Annotated in this window: 13 protein-coding genes; 9 read left to right on the top strand and 4 right to left on the bottom strand. The window is 68.2% G+C overall.

Annotation, left to right across the window (positions count from 1 at the left end; all coding sequences use genetic code 11):
* Positions 1-166 precede the first annotated feature (166 nt).
* Positions 167-691 carry a GNAT family N-acetyltransferase gene (locus tag AC5P65_RS19610; RefSeq protein ID WP_495215804.1) on the top strand — a complete coding sequence of 175 codons (525 nt, stop codon included), beginning with the start codon at positions 167-169 and terminating at the stop codon, positions 689-691.
* A gap of 61 nt (positions 692-752) precedes the next feature.
* Here AC5P65_RS19610 and AC5P65_RS19605 read toward each other — a convergent pair whose 3' ends face one another.
* Positions 753-1,406, bottom strand: a complete 654-nt coding sequence (locus AC5P65_RS19605; RefSeq protein ID WP_180832926.1) for a YceH family protein — start codon at positions 1,404-1,406, stop codon at positions 753-755.
* Between the two features lie 101 nt (positions 1,407-1,507).
* On the opposite strand from AC5P65_RS19605, the gene AC5P65_RS19600 reads away from it, so the two are divergent.
* The 4 genes from AC5P65_RS19600 (at position 1,508) to plsB (ending at position 7,167) form a co-directional block, all read left to right on the top strand.
* Positions 1,508-2,431, top strand: coding sequence for a 5'-nucleotidase, lipoprotein e(P4) family (locus tag AC5P65_RS19600; protein WP_134732410.1), 924 nt, complete (start codon positions 1,508-1,510; stop codon positions 2,429-2,431).
* Positions 2,428-3,153: an orotidine-5'-phosphate decarboxylase gene (gene pyrF, locus AC5P65_RS19595; RefSeq protein WP_021202271.1), complete on the top strand. Its 726-nt coding sequence runs from the start codon at positions 2,428-2,430 to the stop codon at positions 3,151-3,153. The genes AC5P65_RS19600 and pyrF overlap by 4 nt, the downstream gene beginning before the upstream one ends.
* 424 nt (positions 3,154-3,577) lie before the next feature.
* On the top strand, positions 3,578-4,531 hold the full coding sequence (locus tag AC5P65_RS19590) for a hypothetical protein (protein WP_019662244.1): 954 nt from the start codon (positions 3,578-3,580) through the stop codon (positions 4,529-4,531).
* Positions 4,531-7,167 carry a glycerol-3-phosphate 1-O-acyltransferase PlsB gene (plsB, locus tag AC5P65_RS19585; RefSeq protein WP_019662245.1) on the top strand — a complete coding sequence of 879 codons (2,637 nt, stop codon included), beginning with the start codon at positions 4,531-4,533 and terminating at the stop codon, positions 7,165-7,167. The genes AC5P65_RS19590 and plsB overlap by 1 nt, the downstream gene beginning before the upstream one ends.
* Positions 7,168-7,283: 116 nt before the next feature.
* Here the strand turns inward: plsB and AC5P65_RS19580 are convergent, their stop codons facing one another.
* Positions 7,284-7,487: a YdcH family protein gene (locus tag AC5P65_RS19580; protein ID WP_005407501.1), complete on the bottom strand. Its 204-nt coding sequence runs from the start codon at positions 7,485-7,487 to the stop codon at positions 7,284-7,286.
* A gap of 91 nt (positions 7,488-7,578) precedes the next feature.
* Here AC5P65_RS19580 and ttcA point away from each other — a divergent pair, with 91 nt between their 5' ends.
* Genes ttcA through AC5P65_RS19565 form a run of 3 tightly spaced genes read left to right on the top strand, consistent with a single transcriptional unit; the run spans position 7,579 to position 10,280 of the window.
* On the top strand, positions 7,579-8,499 hold the full coding sequence (ttcA, locus tag AC5P65_RS19575; RefSeq protein ID WP_171953210.1) for a tRNA 2-thiocytidine(32) synthetase TtcA: 921 nt from the start codon (positions 7,579-7,581) through the stop codon (positions 8,497-8,499).
* A gap of 36 nt (positions 8,500-8,535) precedes the next feature.
* Positions 8,536-9,441, top strand: coding sequence for a recombination-associated protein RdgC (locus AC5P65_RS19570; RefSeq protein ID WP_021202267.1), 906 nt, complete (start codon positions 8,536-8,538; stop codon positions 9,439-9,441).
* Between the two features lie 59 nt (positions 9,442-9,500).
* Positions 9,501-10,280 (top strand): M48 family metallopeptidase, encoded by a 780-nt coding sequence (locus tag AC5P65_RS19565; protein WP_021202266.1) that lies wholly within the window; start codon positions 9,501-9,503, stop codon positions 10,278-10,280.
* A gap of 325 nt (positions 10,281-10,605) precedes the next feature.
* Here AC5P65_RS19565 and AC5P65_RS19560 read toward each other — a convergent pair whose 3' ends face one another.
* Positions 10,606-11,472, bottom strand: coding sequence for a methylglyoxal synthase (locus tag AC5P65_RS19560; protein WP_111102371.1), 867 nt, complete (start codon positions 11,470-11,472; stop codon positions 10,606-10,608).
* 167 nt (positions 11,473-11,639) lie between these two features.
* Here AC5P65_RS19560 and AC5P65_RS19555 point away from each other — a divergent pair, with 167 nt between their 5' ends.
* A complete protein-coding gene (locus AC5P65_RS19555; RefSeq protein WP_180832940.1) occupies positions 11,640-14,048 on the top strand; it encodes an ATP-binding protein in 2,409 nt (802 codons plus the stop codon).
* Here the strand turns inward: AC5P65_RS19555 and AC5P65_RS19550 are convergent.
* Positions 14,034-15,479, bottom strand: a complete 1,446-nt coding sequence (locus tag AC5P65_RS19550; protein ID WP_019661976.1) for an FAD-dependent oxidoreductase — start codon at positions 15,477-15,479, stop codon at positions 14,034-14,036. The genes AC5P65_RS19555 and AC5P65_RS19550 overlap by 15 nt on opposite strands.
* Positions 15,480-15,484 lie beyond the last annotated feature (5 nt).

Raw genomic sequence — 15,484 nt, 5'->3', positions numbered from 1 at the left:
TCCTTGGGGGCTTAGCCGCGCCATCCATGGCGCGGATACCCCCGCGAACCCACCTCGACCGGCCTCTGACAGATTCCGGGCGCTTCCTTCCACGGCAATGCAGAGGAAATCAAAAGCAACAGCCGGCGGTTGAGGCAGAATCGGGGTTTCGGCTGGAGGTCTGCCTGTGCAACCGATCGAGAGTGAGCGCCTGCGGCTGCGGGCCATTGAACCTGACCGTGATGCGGCACCGATGCTGGCCCTGCTCAACGATCCGGGCTTCGTGCGTTTCATCGGTGACCGCAACGTGCGCGACGAAGAACAGGCACGCGAGTACATTGCGCTGCGGGTGCTGCACAGCTATGCGTTGAATGGCTTCGGCATGTATGCCATCGAGCGGTTGTCCGATGGTGCCTGGCTGGGCAACGCCGGGCTGGTGCGGCGGGATGGCCTGCCGGGGCCGGACATCGGCTATGCGGTGCTGTCGGAATTCGCGGGGCAGGGCTATGCCGGTGAGGCGGCACGCGCGGTGTTCGCGCATGCGCGTGGAGCGCTGGGCCTGCACGATCTGTATGGCATCACCGATCTGGACAACGTGGTGTCCGGGAAGATCCTGCAGGGCCTGGGTATGCAGACGCGCGGGGTGATCCAGTTGCCGGGCGTGGACAGCCCGAGCCGGTTGTATGCCGCGCCGGGTGCGGCGCAGGTCTGACCCCTGATGTTGGTCGGCACGATTCAGATGCAGTGCCGACCAACGGTCGGCACCCACCCCCTCAGCCGCGCAGTTCGTCCAGCTGCGCCTGCAGCTCGGCCACGGCCGCTTCCAGCCGGGCCACGCGCTCGGCCAGGCCCGGATCGGCCGCATCGCTGCTGCCACCGCCGCCGCTGGCGTACTTCGCTGCCAGTGCCGCGCCGTCCACTTCTCCGCACAGCAGGTGCATGTAGCGGTCTTCGCGCTGGCCGCTGGCACGCGGCAGCACCACCAGCAGCGCGCGCTGCTGCAGGCGCTCGATGGCGTGGCGGGCTTCGTCGGTGTCGGCAAAACGGTACAGACGCTCGCTGCGCGACACCAGCTCGCCCAGGGTTTGCGGCCCACGCAGCAGCAGCAGCGCCAGCAGCACGGTCTGCTGCCGGGTCAGGTCCAGCGCGGCCTGCAGGCGGTGCTCGTAGCGGTCCGCGCGCGAGGAGAAGTGCTGGCGGGCCAGGCCCAACGCCTCCAGCTGGCGCAGCGCGTGCTGCACGCTGCCGGCATCGACGTTCATCACCGGCTCGCGCGCGGTCTTCTGGTTGGCGGCCGATTGGGCGGCGTTGACCGTCAGTGGATAGGTGTCCGGCGTGGTCGCCTCCTTTTCCACCAGGCAGCCCAGCAGGCGGGCCTGCACGGCGTCGAGCAGGGGGACGTCGGGGGTCTGGACGGAATCGGTCATGGCGGCCTCCGGAAGGGCAACGGGTCAACCGCCAAGCATAGCCGTCCCGGCGCCGCCTTTGCCGGTAAAATGCGCCGGTATATCTGATTGCCGGTGAATCCATGCGTCGTCCCGTTTCCCTGTCCCTGACCCTGCTCGCCACTGCGGCGCTGGGCCTGTCCGCCTGCAAGCGCGTGGATGCGCCTGCCGCTGAAGCCGCCGCACCGGAGGCCCCGGCCGCCGCTGCCAAAGCCGACGGCGCGCTCGATGCCACTGCCAATGACAACCTCAATGCAGTGCTGTGGATGCAGCGTGCGCAGGAGTACAAGGCGATCACCGAGCAGACCTACCGCGCCGCCGCCGACCACCTGGACGCCGCGCTGAAGGAAGCCCACTGGGATGCGCTGGTGCCGGAAGAACGCGGCAACGAGGCCAAGGGCCTGAAGCCGGCCGTGGTGCTGGACGTGGACGAGACCGTGCTGGACAACTCGCCCTACCAGGCGCGCCTGGTGCGCGACGGCAAGGAATACGATGAGTTGAGCTGGGACCAGTGGGTGGCCGAAAAGAAGGCCAAGGCCATCCCGGGCGTGGTCGATTTCGCCAAGGCCGCCAACGCCAAGGGCGTGACCTTGCTGTACATCTCCAACCGCGCCGTGCACCTGAAGGACGCGACCCTGGCCAACCTGCGCGAGCAGGGCCTGCCGGTGGCCGACGACAGCGTGTTCCTTGGCCTGGGCACGGTGGTGCCGGGCTGCGAGCAGGCCGGCAGCGAGAAGAACTGCCGCCGCCGCCTGGCCGGGCAGAAGTACCGCGTGCTGATGCAGTTCGGCGACCAGCTGGGCGATTTCGTGGAAGTGACCGCCAACACCAACGACGGCCGTGACGCACTGCTGCAGCAGTACCACGACTGGTTCGGCGAGCGCTGGTGGATGCTGCCCAACCCGACCTACGGTGGCTTCGAGCCGGCGCAGTTCAACAACGATTACAGCCAGTCGCGCCAGGCCCGCCACGACGCCAAGCGCGCTGCCCTGGACTACGCACCATGAGCCGCGCGCCACTGCCGCTGCGCGACGACGAGCGCCTGATCTTCGCGCTGGACGTGCCTGATCGCGCGCAGGCGCTGGAGTGGGTCGACCGCCTCGGCGACAGCGTGGCGTTCTACAAGATCGGCATGGAACTGCTGGCGTCGGGCGAGTACTTCCAGGTGCTGGACGAGCTGGCCCGCCGCGACAAGCGCGTGTTCGTCGACCTGAAGTTCTTCGATATCCCGGCCACCGCCGCGGCGGTGATCAAGCGCCTTTCGCAGTGGCCGGTCAGCTACGCCACCATCCACGGCTGGCACCCGGCGATGATGGAAGCCTGCGCCGCCGCCAACAGCAGCGACATGCGCCTGCTGGCGGTGACCGTGCTGACCTCGATGGGCCGCCCGGACCTGGCGCAGATGGGCATCGACCGTGAACCGGTGGAGGTGGTGGTCGAACGCGCGCTGGCCGCGCAGGCGGCCGGCATCGATGGCGTGATCGCCTCGGGCCAGGAGGCCGGCCCGATTCGCGCCGCGACCGGCGCCGGGTTCTCGATCGTCTGCCCGGGCATCCGCCCCGGTGGCCCGGTCGGCGATGACCAGAAGCGTACCGTTGGCGTGGCCCAGGCGTTTGCCGATGGTGCCGATGCCATCGTGGTTGGCCGTCCGATCCGCCTGGCCACCGATCCGCAGGCCGCGGCCCGGGCCATCCAGCAGGAAATCGCGTCGGCACTGGGTGCGCGCTGAGGTTCCGTTGCGAAGGCTGCAGGCCCGAACGCCATCCCGGCCCGCGCGGGATGGCGTTTTTGCATCTGTCTACCGAGCGGTTGTGCCCGAATCGCCGCAAAACCTGCCGTAGATTTCATTGCGTCCACCCCCATCATCAGGTGAATCAATAAAATCAATAGTTTAAGGTGCACTACGTGAAGTATTGCCTTAACTTGAGCGGCAGCGTAGGATCGCCGCCATCCGGTCCTCGGACCGGACATGTGCCACAACACTGTCCACCGGCCCTGCGCCGGTTTGAAGAGCCTGTGATCCCCGTGATCCCGGCTCTTTTTTTATTCCCGTCAGTGACTTGCACAGGCAACAGCGGAAACCGTGACGTCCCGGCTTGCCGCTGTCACGTCGCAGGCCGCAAGATGCGGACCGGTCCGGGGAGTCCGATTGCATGAGCGTGGCGGTGCGAGGAAGGTCTGCGCGTGGATGGGGGCTGGCAGCCATGCTGCTGCTGGCGGTGGCCGCGTGCCGCGAATCAGCCGATGATCCAGCCAAGCCGGCAGCCGAACCGGTCGCGGCGGTGCAGGCGATGGCCCTGCGCCTGGCCGAGGACGATCTGGTCGGCTACGCGAAGCTGTCGGTACCGCCCAGCCAGTACCAGCGCCTGCAACAGGCCTGGACCGAAGGCCACAGCCAGTGGCCGCTGACCGAACTGCCGCTGGGTGACCAGCTGCTGCCGATGCTGGCCGCGCTGCGCAAGCCCAACGCCAGCGCCGAACTGCAGCGCAGCTTCGATCGCCAGCTGGCCGGACAGGCCGGCGCCGTTCGCCAGGCCGCGCAGTCGATGGGCAACTTCGGCGTGCAGTATCTGCGCCACCAGAAGGGCTATACGCCCGGCCAACAGGCGCACTACATCGCCCTGGTGGAAACCCTCGCCAGCTGGGCGCAGGGCGCACCGATCAGTGACCGCGCCCGCGCGCGCAGCACCATCGCCGCACTGGTTGGCGCGGCCGGCAAGGTTGGGTTCGATGATGAGGCCGGCCTGCAGGCCGCCGGCATGGAAGGCAGCCTGCAGCAGCTGGCGCCGTTCATCCACACCCTCAAGGCCGTGCTGGGCAGCTACGGACTGGGCGTGGACGAGGCGCTGCGCAGCGTGCGCGGTGAGCTGCTCTCGGTGGAGGGTGACAATGCGCTGGTACGCCTGCACTACGACCTGGCTGGCCGCGAAATGATCCTGCAGCTGCCGCTGAGCCGCCGCGAGGGCCACTGGTACCTGACCCGCACCCTGGCCGACACCGATGCGCTGCTGCGCAAGGCCGACGCGGCCCGCGCTGCGGCCTCGCCATCACCGGCTGAAGCCCCTGCTGGGGGTGGGGAAGCAGCAACGCCGCCGCCTAAGCCATAATGGCGCCGATGTCGAAACAGAACCCGCTGCCGTTTCCCGGCGAAGAATCCCAGTCGACGCCCGCCGATACGGTGCCGGCGTCCCCCTCGACCGGCACCGGCCCGAACCCGGTACCGCCGCCCGTGCACGCGCGTCCGGCCGGCCGCCGCCCGCTGTGGGCTCGCCTGCTGGGCCGCCTGGTCGAGCCGTGGCTGTCGCTGAAGATCGAGCCGGAGGACCCAGGCCAGTACAACGATGGCCGTCCGGTCGTGTACGTGCTGGAAGACTACGGCCTGTCCAACGCGCTGATCCTGGACAAGGCCTGCCGCCAGGCCGGGCTGCCCTCGCCGCTGGTGCCGCTGGCCGGTGACCCGACCGGGCGCAAGCGCGCCTACCTGGCGCTGTCGCGGCGCAGCTCCAGCAACTCGCTGATTCCCGAGCAGCGCGGCGCCAAGACCCACTCCGATTCGCTGGCCAAGGTCCTGCAGGCGCACCGCGTGCGCGACGACCTGGATGTGCACCTGGTGCCGGTGTCTATCTTCGTCGGCCGCGCGCCGGACAAGCAGAGCGGCTGGTTCGCGGTGCTGTTCTCGGAAAACTGGGCGCTGGTCGGTCGCTTCCGCCGCCTGCTGGGCCTGCTGCTGAACGGGCGCAATACCATCGTGCGCTTCGCCCCGCCGATCTCGCTGCGCAGCACCGTGGACGAAGGCCTGGAGCCGGAGCGCACGGTGCGCAAGCTGCAGCGCGTGCTGCGTACGCACTTCCGGCGCATCCGTGAATCGGTGATCGGCCCGGACCTGTCGACGCGGCGCCTGCTGGTGGACCAGGTATTGGCTGCCGAACCGGTGCGCGAGGCGATCGCCGCACAGGCCAAGCGCGACAATTCGAAGCCGGCCGATGCCTGGAAGAAGGCACACGCCTACGCCTGGGAAATCGCCGCGGACTATTCCAGCCCGGTCGTGCGCTCGGCCAGCTTCATGCTCAGCCACGTGTGGAACCGCATCTATGCGGGCGTGCTGGTGCACCACCTGGACAAGTTCAAGGCTGCCGCGCCGGGCCACGAAGTGGTGTACGTGCCCAGCCACCGCAGCCACATGGACTACCTGCTGCTGTCCTACCTGCTGTACGACCGCGGCATCGTGCCACCGCACATCGTGGCCGGCATCAACCTGAACCTGCCGGTGGTGGGTACCCTGCTGCGCAAGGGCGGTGCGTTCTTCATCCGCCGCTCGATCCGCGGCAACGCGCTGTACTCGGCGGTGCTCAGCGAGTACGTCGCGCAGCTGGTGGCCGGTGGCTATTCGCTGGAGTATTTCGTTGAGGGTGGCCGGTCGCGCACCGGCCGCCTGCTGCAGCCCAAGGGCGGCATGATCTCGATGACGCTGCGTGCGTTCCTGCGCCAGCCGCGCAAGCCGGTGCTGTTCCAGCCCGTCTACATCGGCTACGAGAAACTGATGGAAGGCGGCAGCTATCTGGACGAACTGTCCGGCCGGCCGAAGGAAAAGGAATCGATCTGGTCGCTGCTGTGGGGCATCCCCAAGGTGCTCAAGCAGAACTACGGCCAGGTGGTGGTGAACTTTGGCGAACCGATCGCACTGAACGACGTGCTGGCCGAGAAGGCGCCGGAGTGGAAGGGCGAGGCGGTGTCCGAGGACGAGAAGCCGGCCTGGCTGTCGACCACGGTGGATACGCTGGCCGAACGCATCCAGGTGCGCATCAACGGCGCCGCCGACGTCAACCCGATCAACCTGCTGGCGCTGGCGCTGCTGTCCACGCCGAAGCACGCGATGGGCGAGGCCGACCTGATCGCGCAGATCGAGCTGTGCAAGACCCTGCTGGTCGAGATGCCATATTCGGACCGGGTGACGGTGACCCCGCACTCGCCGGAGCGGATCATCGCCCACGCCGAGGAAATCAACGTCCTCACCCGCATCAAGCACCCGCTGGGCGATGTGCTCAGCGTCAGTGGCGATACCGCGGTGCTGCTGAGCTACTTCCGCAACAATGTGCTGCACCTGTTCACTGCCTCGTCGTGGGTGGCCTGCTGCTTCCAGAACAACCGCCGCATGAGCCGCGCCGGCCTGGTCCAGCTGGGCCGTACGGTGTACCCGTTCCTGCAGGCCGAGCTGTTCCTGCCGTGGAGCGAGGACGAGTTCGCCCAGCGCATCGACCAGACCATCAACGTGTTCGTGCGTGAGGGGTTGCTGCAGAACGTCAATGACGACGACGGCGGCATTCTGGCGCGCAACACCGGGCAGACCGACGAGGTGTTCCGCCTGCGCGCCATCGGGCACTCGCTGCAGCAGGCGTTCGAGCGCTACTACATCGCCATTTCGGTGCTGGTGAAGAACGGCCCCGGCGTACTTGGCGCCGCCGAACTGGAAAGCCTGTGCCAGCAGGCCGCGCAGCGCCTGAGCCTGCTCTATGCGCCGGCGGCGCCGGAGTTCTTCGACAAGGCCCTGTTCCGTGGCTTCATCCAGAAGCTGCGCGAGCTGCGCCTGGTGTGGCCGGACGAGAACAGCAAGCTGCTGTTCGACGAGCGCCTGGATGCCTGGGCCAAGGATGCCAAGTTCATCCTCGGCCGCGAGCTGCGCCACACCATCGAGCGGGTCAGCCCGGAAGCGGCGCGCCCGGACGAGCCGGCACCGCAGGATTGAACTGAATCCTGCGGTGGGCGTGGACCTTGGTCCGCACACCTTCCCGTCGTGCCGACCAGGGTTGGCACGTACCGGAGCAGGAGGCCAACCCGGGTTGGCACCCACCTGAACCCGGCTCAGGCCGGCTCGTCGGGAATCTGCAGGCTCTCCAGCCTGGCGATGCAATCCTTCAACTGCAGCTTGCGCCGCTTCAGGCGCTTGGCTTCCAGTTCGTCCTCGCCGTTGGCCGCCATGCGGGTGATCTGTTCATCCAGCAGGCGGTGCTCGGCGCGCAGGGCGGCGAGGCGTTCGACGATCTCGGCGGGGTCGTAGGTGTCCACAGGTCCCGAGCATACACAGCGATGATGACCGCCGGGAGAGGGGAATACCGACCCCCGGCCGGGGCCGCTCCGAGCCGTTAGAATGGAGCCCATGAGTGCCGTGATTTCCCTTCCCGATCCCCAGCCGCGCGCCGCCCGCGATCCACGCGTGGCCGAGCGCGAGCAGCACAAGCTGGCCAAGCGCCTGCGCCGCCAGGTCGGCGAGGCGATTGCCGACTTCGGCATGATCGAGGCCGGCGACAAGGTCATGGTCTGCCTGTCCGGCGGCAAGGACAGCTACACCCTGCTGGACGTGCTGCTGCAGCTGCAGAAGAAGGCACCGGTGCCGTTCGAGCTGGTGGCGGTGAACCTGGACCAGAAACAGCCGGGCTTCCCTGAGCACATCCTGCCGGAGTACCTGGCCGGGCTGGGCGTGCCGTACCACATCATCGAGCAGGACACCTATTCGGTGGTCAGCCGGGTCATCCCGGAAGGCAAGACCATGTGTTCGCTGTGCTCGCGGCTGCGTCGTGGCGCGCTTTACAACTACGCCGAAACCCACGGTTTCACCAAGATCGCGCTGGGCCATCACCGCGACGACATGGTGGCCACCTTCTTCATGAACCTGTTCCACCACGCCAAGCTGGCGGGGATGCCGCCGAAACTGCGCAGCGATGACGGCAGGCACGTGGTGATCCGGCCGTTGGCCTACGTGCGCGAAAGCGACATCGTCGACTACGCGCAGGCACGCCGGTTCCCGATCATTCCCTGCAACCTGTGCGGCAGCCAGGAGAACCTGCAGCGCCGCCAGGTCGGCCTGATGCTGAAGCAGTGGGAAAAGGACCATCCCGGCCGCATCGAGCAGATCGCGCGCGCCATGGGCGACGTCCGGCCCTCGCAGCTGGCCGACACTACCCTGTTCGACTTCATGGCGCTGGGCCGTCGCGACGACGCGCCGCTGCCCGATGCCCATGCCTGGCTGGCCGGTTCCCCGGCCGATGCCGACGCAGATCCCGAGACGCCCACCGTTTAAGGTCGGTCGCCCTTCCTCTTTGCCATCCGGAATTCCATGTTCTTTCGCAACCTGACGTTCTTCCGTTTTCCGACCGCCACCGATTTTTCCGAAGTCGATACCCTGCTGCCGCACGCCGTGCTCAAGCCTGTTGGCGCGCTGGAAATGAACTCGCGCGGCTTCATCTCGCCGTTCGGCCGCGAGGAAAAGGAGCAGCTCTCCCACCGCATCGCCGAACACCTGTGGCTGACCGTGGGCGGCGAGGACAAGATCCTGCCGGCAGCGGTGGTCAACGACCTGCTCGAGCGCAAGCTGGAGGAGATCGAGGAGAAGGAAGGCCGCCGCCCAGGTGGCCGCGAGCGCAAGCGCATGAAGGACGACCTGCTGCATGAACTGCTGCCGCGCGCCTTCGTGAAGTCCTCGCGCAACGACGCCTTCATCGACCTGCAGCACGGCTATGTGGCGGTGGATACCTCCAGCCGCAAGACCGGCGAGTACTTCATGTCCGACATCCGCGGCCTGCTCGGCAGCTTCCCGGCGATGCCGCTGAACGCCGAAGTCGCGCCGCGCTCGATCCTGACCGGCTGGATCGCCGGCGAGCCGCTGCCGACCGGACTGAGCCTGGGCGAAGAGTGCGAGATGAAGGACCCGGTGGAAGGCGGCGCGGTGGTCAAGTGCCAGCACCAGGAACTGCGCTGCGACGAGATCGACAAGCACTTGGACGCCGGCAAGCAGGTGACCAAGCTGGCGCTGATCTTCGAGGACAACCTGTCCTTCGTCATCGGCGACGACCTGATCGTGCGCAAGCTGAAGTTCCTCGACGGCGCCCTGGACCAGCTGGAGCATGCCGACGAAGACGGACGCCGCGCCGAGTTCGACGCCCGCTTTGCCCTGCAGAGCGCCGAGATCCGCCGCCTGTTCCTGTTGCTGGAAGAAGCCTTCAAGCTCAGCAAGGCTGACTGAACAGGCAGCGCGACGGCCGCCGGTCATCCGGCGGCCCGAAGCGGCGCTATGCTGGGCGCATGAGCCGTCTGCTGCGCCGCCTGATCAGCCCGACCCCGCCCGCCACCGTACAGCGCGACACCGTTCGCCTGCGCCTGGAGGATGCCGAGATCGAGGTCCTGCGCGTGCGTGATCCGCGTGCGCGGCGCATCAAGCTGAGTGTGGACGAACGCGGCGCACGCCTGACCCTGCCGCCGCGCGCGAGCCTGGTGATGGGCGAACGCTTCCTGGAACAGCACCGCGACTGGTTGGCGCTGCAGCTGCGGCAGTACCAGGGCCAGGGCCTGCCGCCACCGTTGCAGCCGGGCGAAGACGGTGTGCTGCCCCTGCGCGGCGAACTGCTGCCGCTGCGCTGGCAGGAAGGCCGCTACGCGCGCCTGGAGATCGACGCGCACGGCGCCTGCGTGCAGTGGCCGACCCGCGGCGGCGACGCCACCCTGCGCCGTCTGCTGCGCGAATTCTACGAAGCCCAGACCCGCGCCGACGTCGGCCGCTGGCTGCCGAAGTACCTGCCCACTCTGCCGCGCGCCCCCAGCCGCCTGCGGCTGAAGGTGATGTCCTCGCAATGGGGCTCGCTGGCCCCCGACGGCAGCATGGCACTGGACCTGGCCCTGGTGCTCGGTCGTCCGGAAGCGTTCGAGTATGTGCTGGTGCACGAGCTCTGCCACCTGATCCAGCCCAATCACTCGCCTGCGTTCTGGCACGAAGTGGAACAACGCTTCCCCGCCTGGCGCGAGCAGCGCGACTACTTCCAGCTGGAAGGCCGCAGGCTGAAGGCGATGCTTCGCCAGCTGCTGTAGAGCCGAGCCGATGCTCGGCTGACGCGCGTGGCGCGGGTTCCAGTCATCACGTTGAAGAGCAGCCGAGCATGGCTCGGCTCTACAGGGAGTGTCCGTGGTGGGCAGGGGCGTGAGCCGCATGGGCCCGAGGCATGCCTCGGGCGGGTTGGGCAGGACGCCCAACCCCGGTCTTGCCGTGTGCGCAGGAAAGCGCACACGAGCAAGCGGCGACCGAGCTTACAAGGACGTACTTGCAGCGACCCCTGCGCAATCCACCCCGGCCGGCCGAGCACGGCTTCCGATTTGAACGACCCACCACGAGGGGCTCAGCCGTTGGCCGAAACCCTCACCCCACCCGCAACGCCGCGGCCGCCGCCCACCGCGCCGCCACCCGCGGCGCCGTAATGCACACTGCCTGGTCGGTCACCGTCGTCACCGCACGCTCCAGCAGCTGGATATCCGCCTCATGCTGGCGCGCCACATGCGGGTCCTCGAAGAAGATCGCACGCTGGCAACGCCCCTCCAGTACCCGGTCGGCAATCTGCGCATCACCGCCCATCGGGCCACTCTGGTAGCGCGTCACCCACGGCGTATCACGCGGCCAGCCCCGGCTCCAGGCCAGTTCGTTCAAACGCTGGCCGGTGGTGCCGGTCGCCACCCGCTCGCCGAACCGGGCCAGCACATCGAAATGCTCATCGGCGAAGGCCAGCATCGCCGGCTTCATCGCATCATGCGCGATCAGTGCCAGCGTCTGGCTTTCGAACGCATGCAGGTCGTCAGCGCCGCGGTCTGCCGGCAGCCCGCCGTGGACGCGCTCCACTTCGACCCAGTCGCGTGCAGTGGCCACGGTCGAAATGAACGGCTTGCCGTGAATCACGCACTGGCGCTTCAGCGCCGTGGCTTCTGGAAATACCGAGGACGGATCGACCGGGTCGATCAGGTAGATCGCGCCATCCAGTGTCCGATCCGGACCCATGCCAACGACTTCGGCGACCAGCTTCATCAGGCCACCCTCGCGTCCGTACGGGTAACGGTGCAGGCCCGCGTACCCGGTCAGGAAGCCCTGTCGTTCGATCGCGTCATGGGTGCGACCGACCGCATGCAGCGACACGCCCAGCTCGCGCAGGCCGGGCTCGCTGCTGCGCAGCCAACGGAACAGCGCGGCGCGCGCGTCGTGGTGATGAAGACGGTTGGCAGCCAGGCCGATGCGCATCGAACGCTCCGCAGTTACGGGTGAAGGCGGCAGTGTATGTCGGCATTCCCCTATCTGGATGCTTTTACAACTTTCTTCATTGCCGTCGGTCCGCACGTCGATAGCGTGGCAGGCAGCGGTACCGCAGCGCGGCCGTTCCTTCCGCCCGCGAGATGAGGATGCCTACCGTGAATGTCGCCGGCCTCCCGGCAGCCATTGCTGTCATGGCCAGCCTGCTGCTGCCTGCCACGGCCTCCGCCACGGGCTGCAGGACACCGCTGCGCATTGCCTGGCCTTCCGACCGCGCACCGTTGTCGTCCAGCGAACAGGGTGAGGCACGGGGGCTCGGCGCGGTGTACCTGGAGCTGCTGGGCCGGCAACGGCCGCTGCAGCTGCTGCCCGTGCCGGCCGCCAGCGTGGAACGGGATGAGCTGCCGGCCGGCACCCAGGCGCTGCTGGGATGGCCACGCTCGCAGCTGCCCGCCGGCTGGGTGGCCAGCACGCCCTACCTGCAGCTGCCACAGGTGATCGTGCGCCGTGAGGGTACGCCGCCGGTGCTGGGCCTGGAAGATCTGCGTGAGCGAACCGTAGCCAGCCCCAGCCGGATGCCGCTGCAGGGGCTGCTGGCCGAGCAGGCAACGGGTGCGCAGCTGCTGCCACCGGCAGCGCTGGACGATGCGCTCCCGCTGCTGGGCACCGGCCTGATCGATGCCGTGGTTGCCAACCTCGGCGAAGTCGAGGCCGCGTTGCGCCGCTACCAGGGCGATGCACTGCTGATTGCTGCGCCGGCCGGTTTCGATGATGCCCTGGTGCTGGCGACCACGCCCGCCTGCGCCGATGTCATCGCCGGCTTCGAGCAGGCGCTGTCGCAGCTGACCGATCCCGAGCGCGATCAGATCCGCGCGGCCTGGCTGCCGGACCGGCCGCGCAATTGGCCGTCATCGTCACCCCTGCGCTGGCTGGTGCCGGCCTCGTTGATCCTGCTCGCACTGGCGCTGGTACATGCCTACGGTTACTGGCGGGTGCATCGCGAAAGCGTGCGGCGCCGAGTCGTGGAGCAGCGCCTGCAGGAGGTGACTGCGAACCTGCCGGCGGTGGTCTACCAGGCGCGCCGTTCGGCGTGCGGTCACTACAGCTTTCCGCAGATCGCCGGCGACGTGCAGTCCCTGTTCGGAATCAGCGTGGAGAGCGCGCGCATCGATCACCAGTGGCTGCTGGCCGCAGTCCACCCCGAGGACCGCAGCAGGGTGATGGCCTGTATCGAGACAGCCGCATTGGCGCGTGGCCCGATCGATGTCACTTTCCGTACCCGTTCACCACAGGGCTGGCGATGGGTGCGTTCGCATGGGCGGCCGTTGCCCTGCGACGATAGCTACGTCGAGTGGAGCGGCTACTGGATCGACGTCAGCGAGGTGCAGTCACGTACCCGCGCGCTGGCCGACGCGCGCCGCGAGGCCGAGCAGGTGGCACAGGCCAAGGCGCACTTCCTGGCCACGATGAGCCATGAGATCCGCACGCCGATGAGCACGCTGCTGGGCATGCTCGAACGGCTGGCGGGCAGCAGGCTGGAGCCACGCCAGCAGCAGGTGCTGGCCACGGTGGATGATGCGGCGCGGATGCTGCGGCAGATCCTCGACGATGTACTGCACAGCCAGCGCCTGCAGGGCGCACCGCTGCAGTTGCGGCCCACCGATCTGGCGGCACTGGTGCGCGCGGTGCAGCAGCTGCTGATGCCGGTGGCCGCCAGCCGCGGCCTGCACCTGCAGGTGGTGCTTGATCCGGAGATGCAGCCGGGATCGCTGGCCGATGGCCTGCGCCTGCGCCAGATCCTGTTCAACCTGGCCGGTAATGCACTGAAGTTCACCCGGCACGGCCACGTGGAACTGCGGTTGCAGGTACTGCAGCAGCATGCCCGCGGGCAGCGGCTGCGCCTGCAGGTAAGCGACAGCGGCGTGGGCATCAGCGAGGAACGACAGCAGGCGGTGTTCGCCGCCTATGCCCAGGCGGAGCGCTCGACCACGCGGCGCTTCGGCGGCAGTGGGCTGGGCCTGGCGATCTGCCGCGAGCTGGCAACCTCGATGGGGGCGGAGCTGCAGCTGCGCAGCTCCCCTGGGCAGGGCACCACGGTATGGATGGATCTGGACCTGGAGGCCTGCGAGGCACCCATGGCCGCACCTTCGGCGGCATCAGCGGATGAGCATCCATTGCCGGCGGCGTGCGTACTGGTGGTTGAAGACCATCCTACCAACCTGCAGCTGCTGGAGCAGCGCCTGTGCGCGCTAGGGCTGCGGGTCCACGCCTGTACCGATGGGCAGTCGGCGCTTGAAGCATGGCAGGCGCAGCCGTTCGAGCTGGTGATCACTGACTGCCACATGCCGGGCATGGACGGCTTCGCACTGGCGCGGGCGATCCGCGCTGATGCCTGCCCGGCACGTGCGCAGGTGCCGATCATCGCGCTCACGGCCAGCGTGATGGAAAGCACCCGCGAAGCCTGTCGCGCGGCTGGCATCGACCACTTCCTGGCCAAGCCGGTGGAGCCGCACGTGCTGCGGGCGCTGCTGGCGGTACTGCTGGCGCCGGACTCAGTGGGCCAGTAGCCGGACGATGCTGGCGGCGGCATCGCGGCCCTCGGCCACGGCGGTCACCACCAGGTCGGCACCGCGTACCGCATCACCACCTGCGAACAGGCGCGGATGCGCGGTCTGGAACGGCAGGCGATCCTTGCCTCCGGCCACGATACGGCCGTTGGACCGGCCTTCCACGCCGTGCTCGGCCAGCCATGCCGGAACGGTCGGCGAGAAGCCGAAGGCGATGATCACCACGTCGGCCTCCAGCAGCGATTCGCTGCCATCGATCGGCACCGCGTTCTGGCGGCCGTTCGCATCCGGCTCACCCAACCGGGTCTCGACCACGGTTACGCCGATTACTTCGTCATCGGCGCCGGCTTCGATCGACAGCGGCTGCCGGTTGAACAGGAAGCGCACACCTTCCTCGCGTGCATTGGCGACCTCGCGCGCGCTGCCGGGCATGTTTGCTTCGTCGCGGCGGTAGGCGCAGGTGACCTTGGCCGCGCCCAGCCGTATCGCGCTGCGCACGCAGTCCATGCCGGTATCGCCACCGCCGAGCACCACCACGCGCTTGCCGTTGAGATCGGGCAGGGCGATGGTGTCTTCCCAGCCGGCAATCGGCCGGCCCTTCGGATCATCACCACCGACGATGCGGCTGTTCTGCACCAGGAACGGCAACGCCGGCAGCACGCCTTTCAGGTCCTGGCCGTCGAGGCCGCCATCGGTGTAGCGGTAGGCGCCGGTGCCGACGAACACCGCATCGTGGGTATCCAGCAGCTGCTGCAGGCTGATGTCGCGGCCGATCTCCACGCCGAGGCGGAACTGCACCCCCATGCCCTCCAGCACGTCGCGGCGGCGACGGATCACGTCCTTGTCCAGCTTGAAGCTGGGGATGCCGAACTGCAGCAGGCCGCCGATCTGCTCGTAGCGGTCATAGACCACGGCGGCAATGCCGGCGCGAGCCAGGCGGTCGGCACAGGCCAGCCCCGCCGGACCGGCGCCGATCACCGCCACGCTGTGGCCGGTCGGCTGCACCGCGGCCAGATCCGGGCGCCAGCCACTGGCCAATGCGGTATCGACGATGTACTTCTCCACCGCGCCGATGGTGACCGCACCGAACTCCTCCAGCGTGCAGCTGCCTTCGCACAGCCGGTCCTGCGGGCACACCCGGCCGCACACTTCCGGCAGCGGGTTGGTGCTGTGGCACAGCGTGGCCGCCTCGTGGATGCGGTTCTCCTGCACCAGCTGAAGCCACTGCGGAATGGCGTTGTGCACCGGGCACTTCCAGCTGCAGTACGGGTTGCCGCAGTCCAGGCAGCGGCCGGCCTGGTACTGCGCGTCTTCCTTGCCGAACCTGCCGTACAGCTCACCCCAGTCGCCGGAGGTGCGCAGTTCCACCGGAATGCGCTGCGGCATGGTGCGGGGCAGGTCGAGGAACTGGAAAGCGTGCTTGCGGCTCATGGCGG

This window comes from Stenotrophomonas sp. YJH_SMC_48-3 (assembly GCF_059369375.1).
The sequence above is the reverse complement of the archived record's forward strand: the minus strand, read 5'-3'. Positions and strand labels throughout refer to the sequence as shown.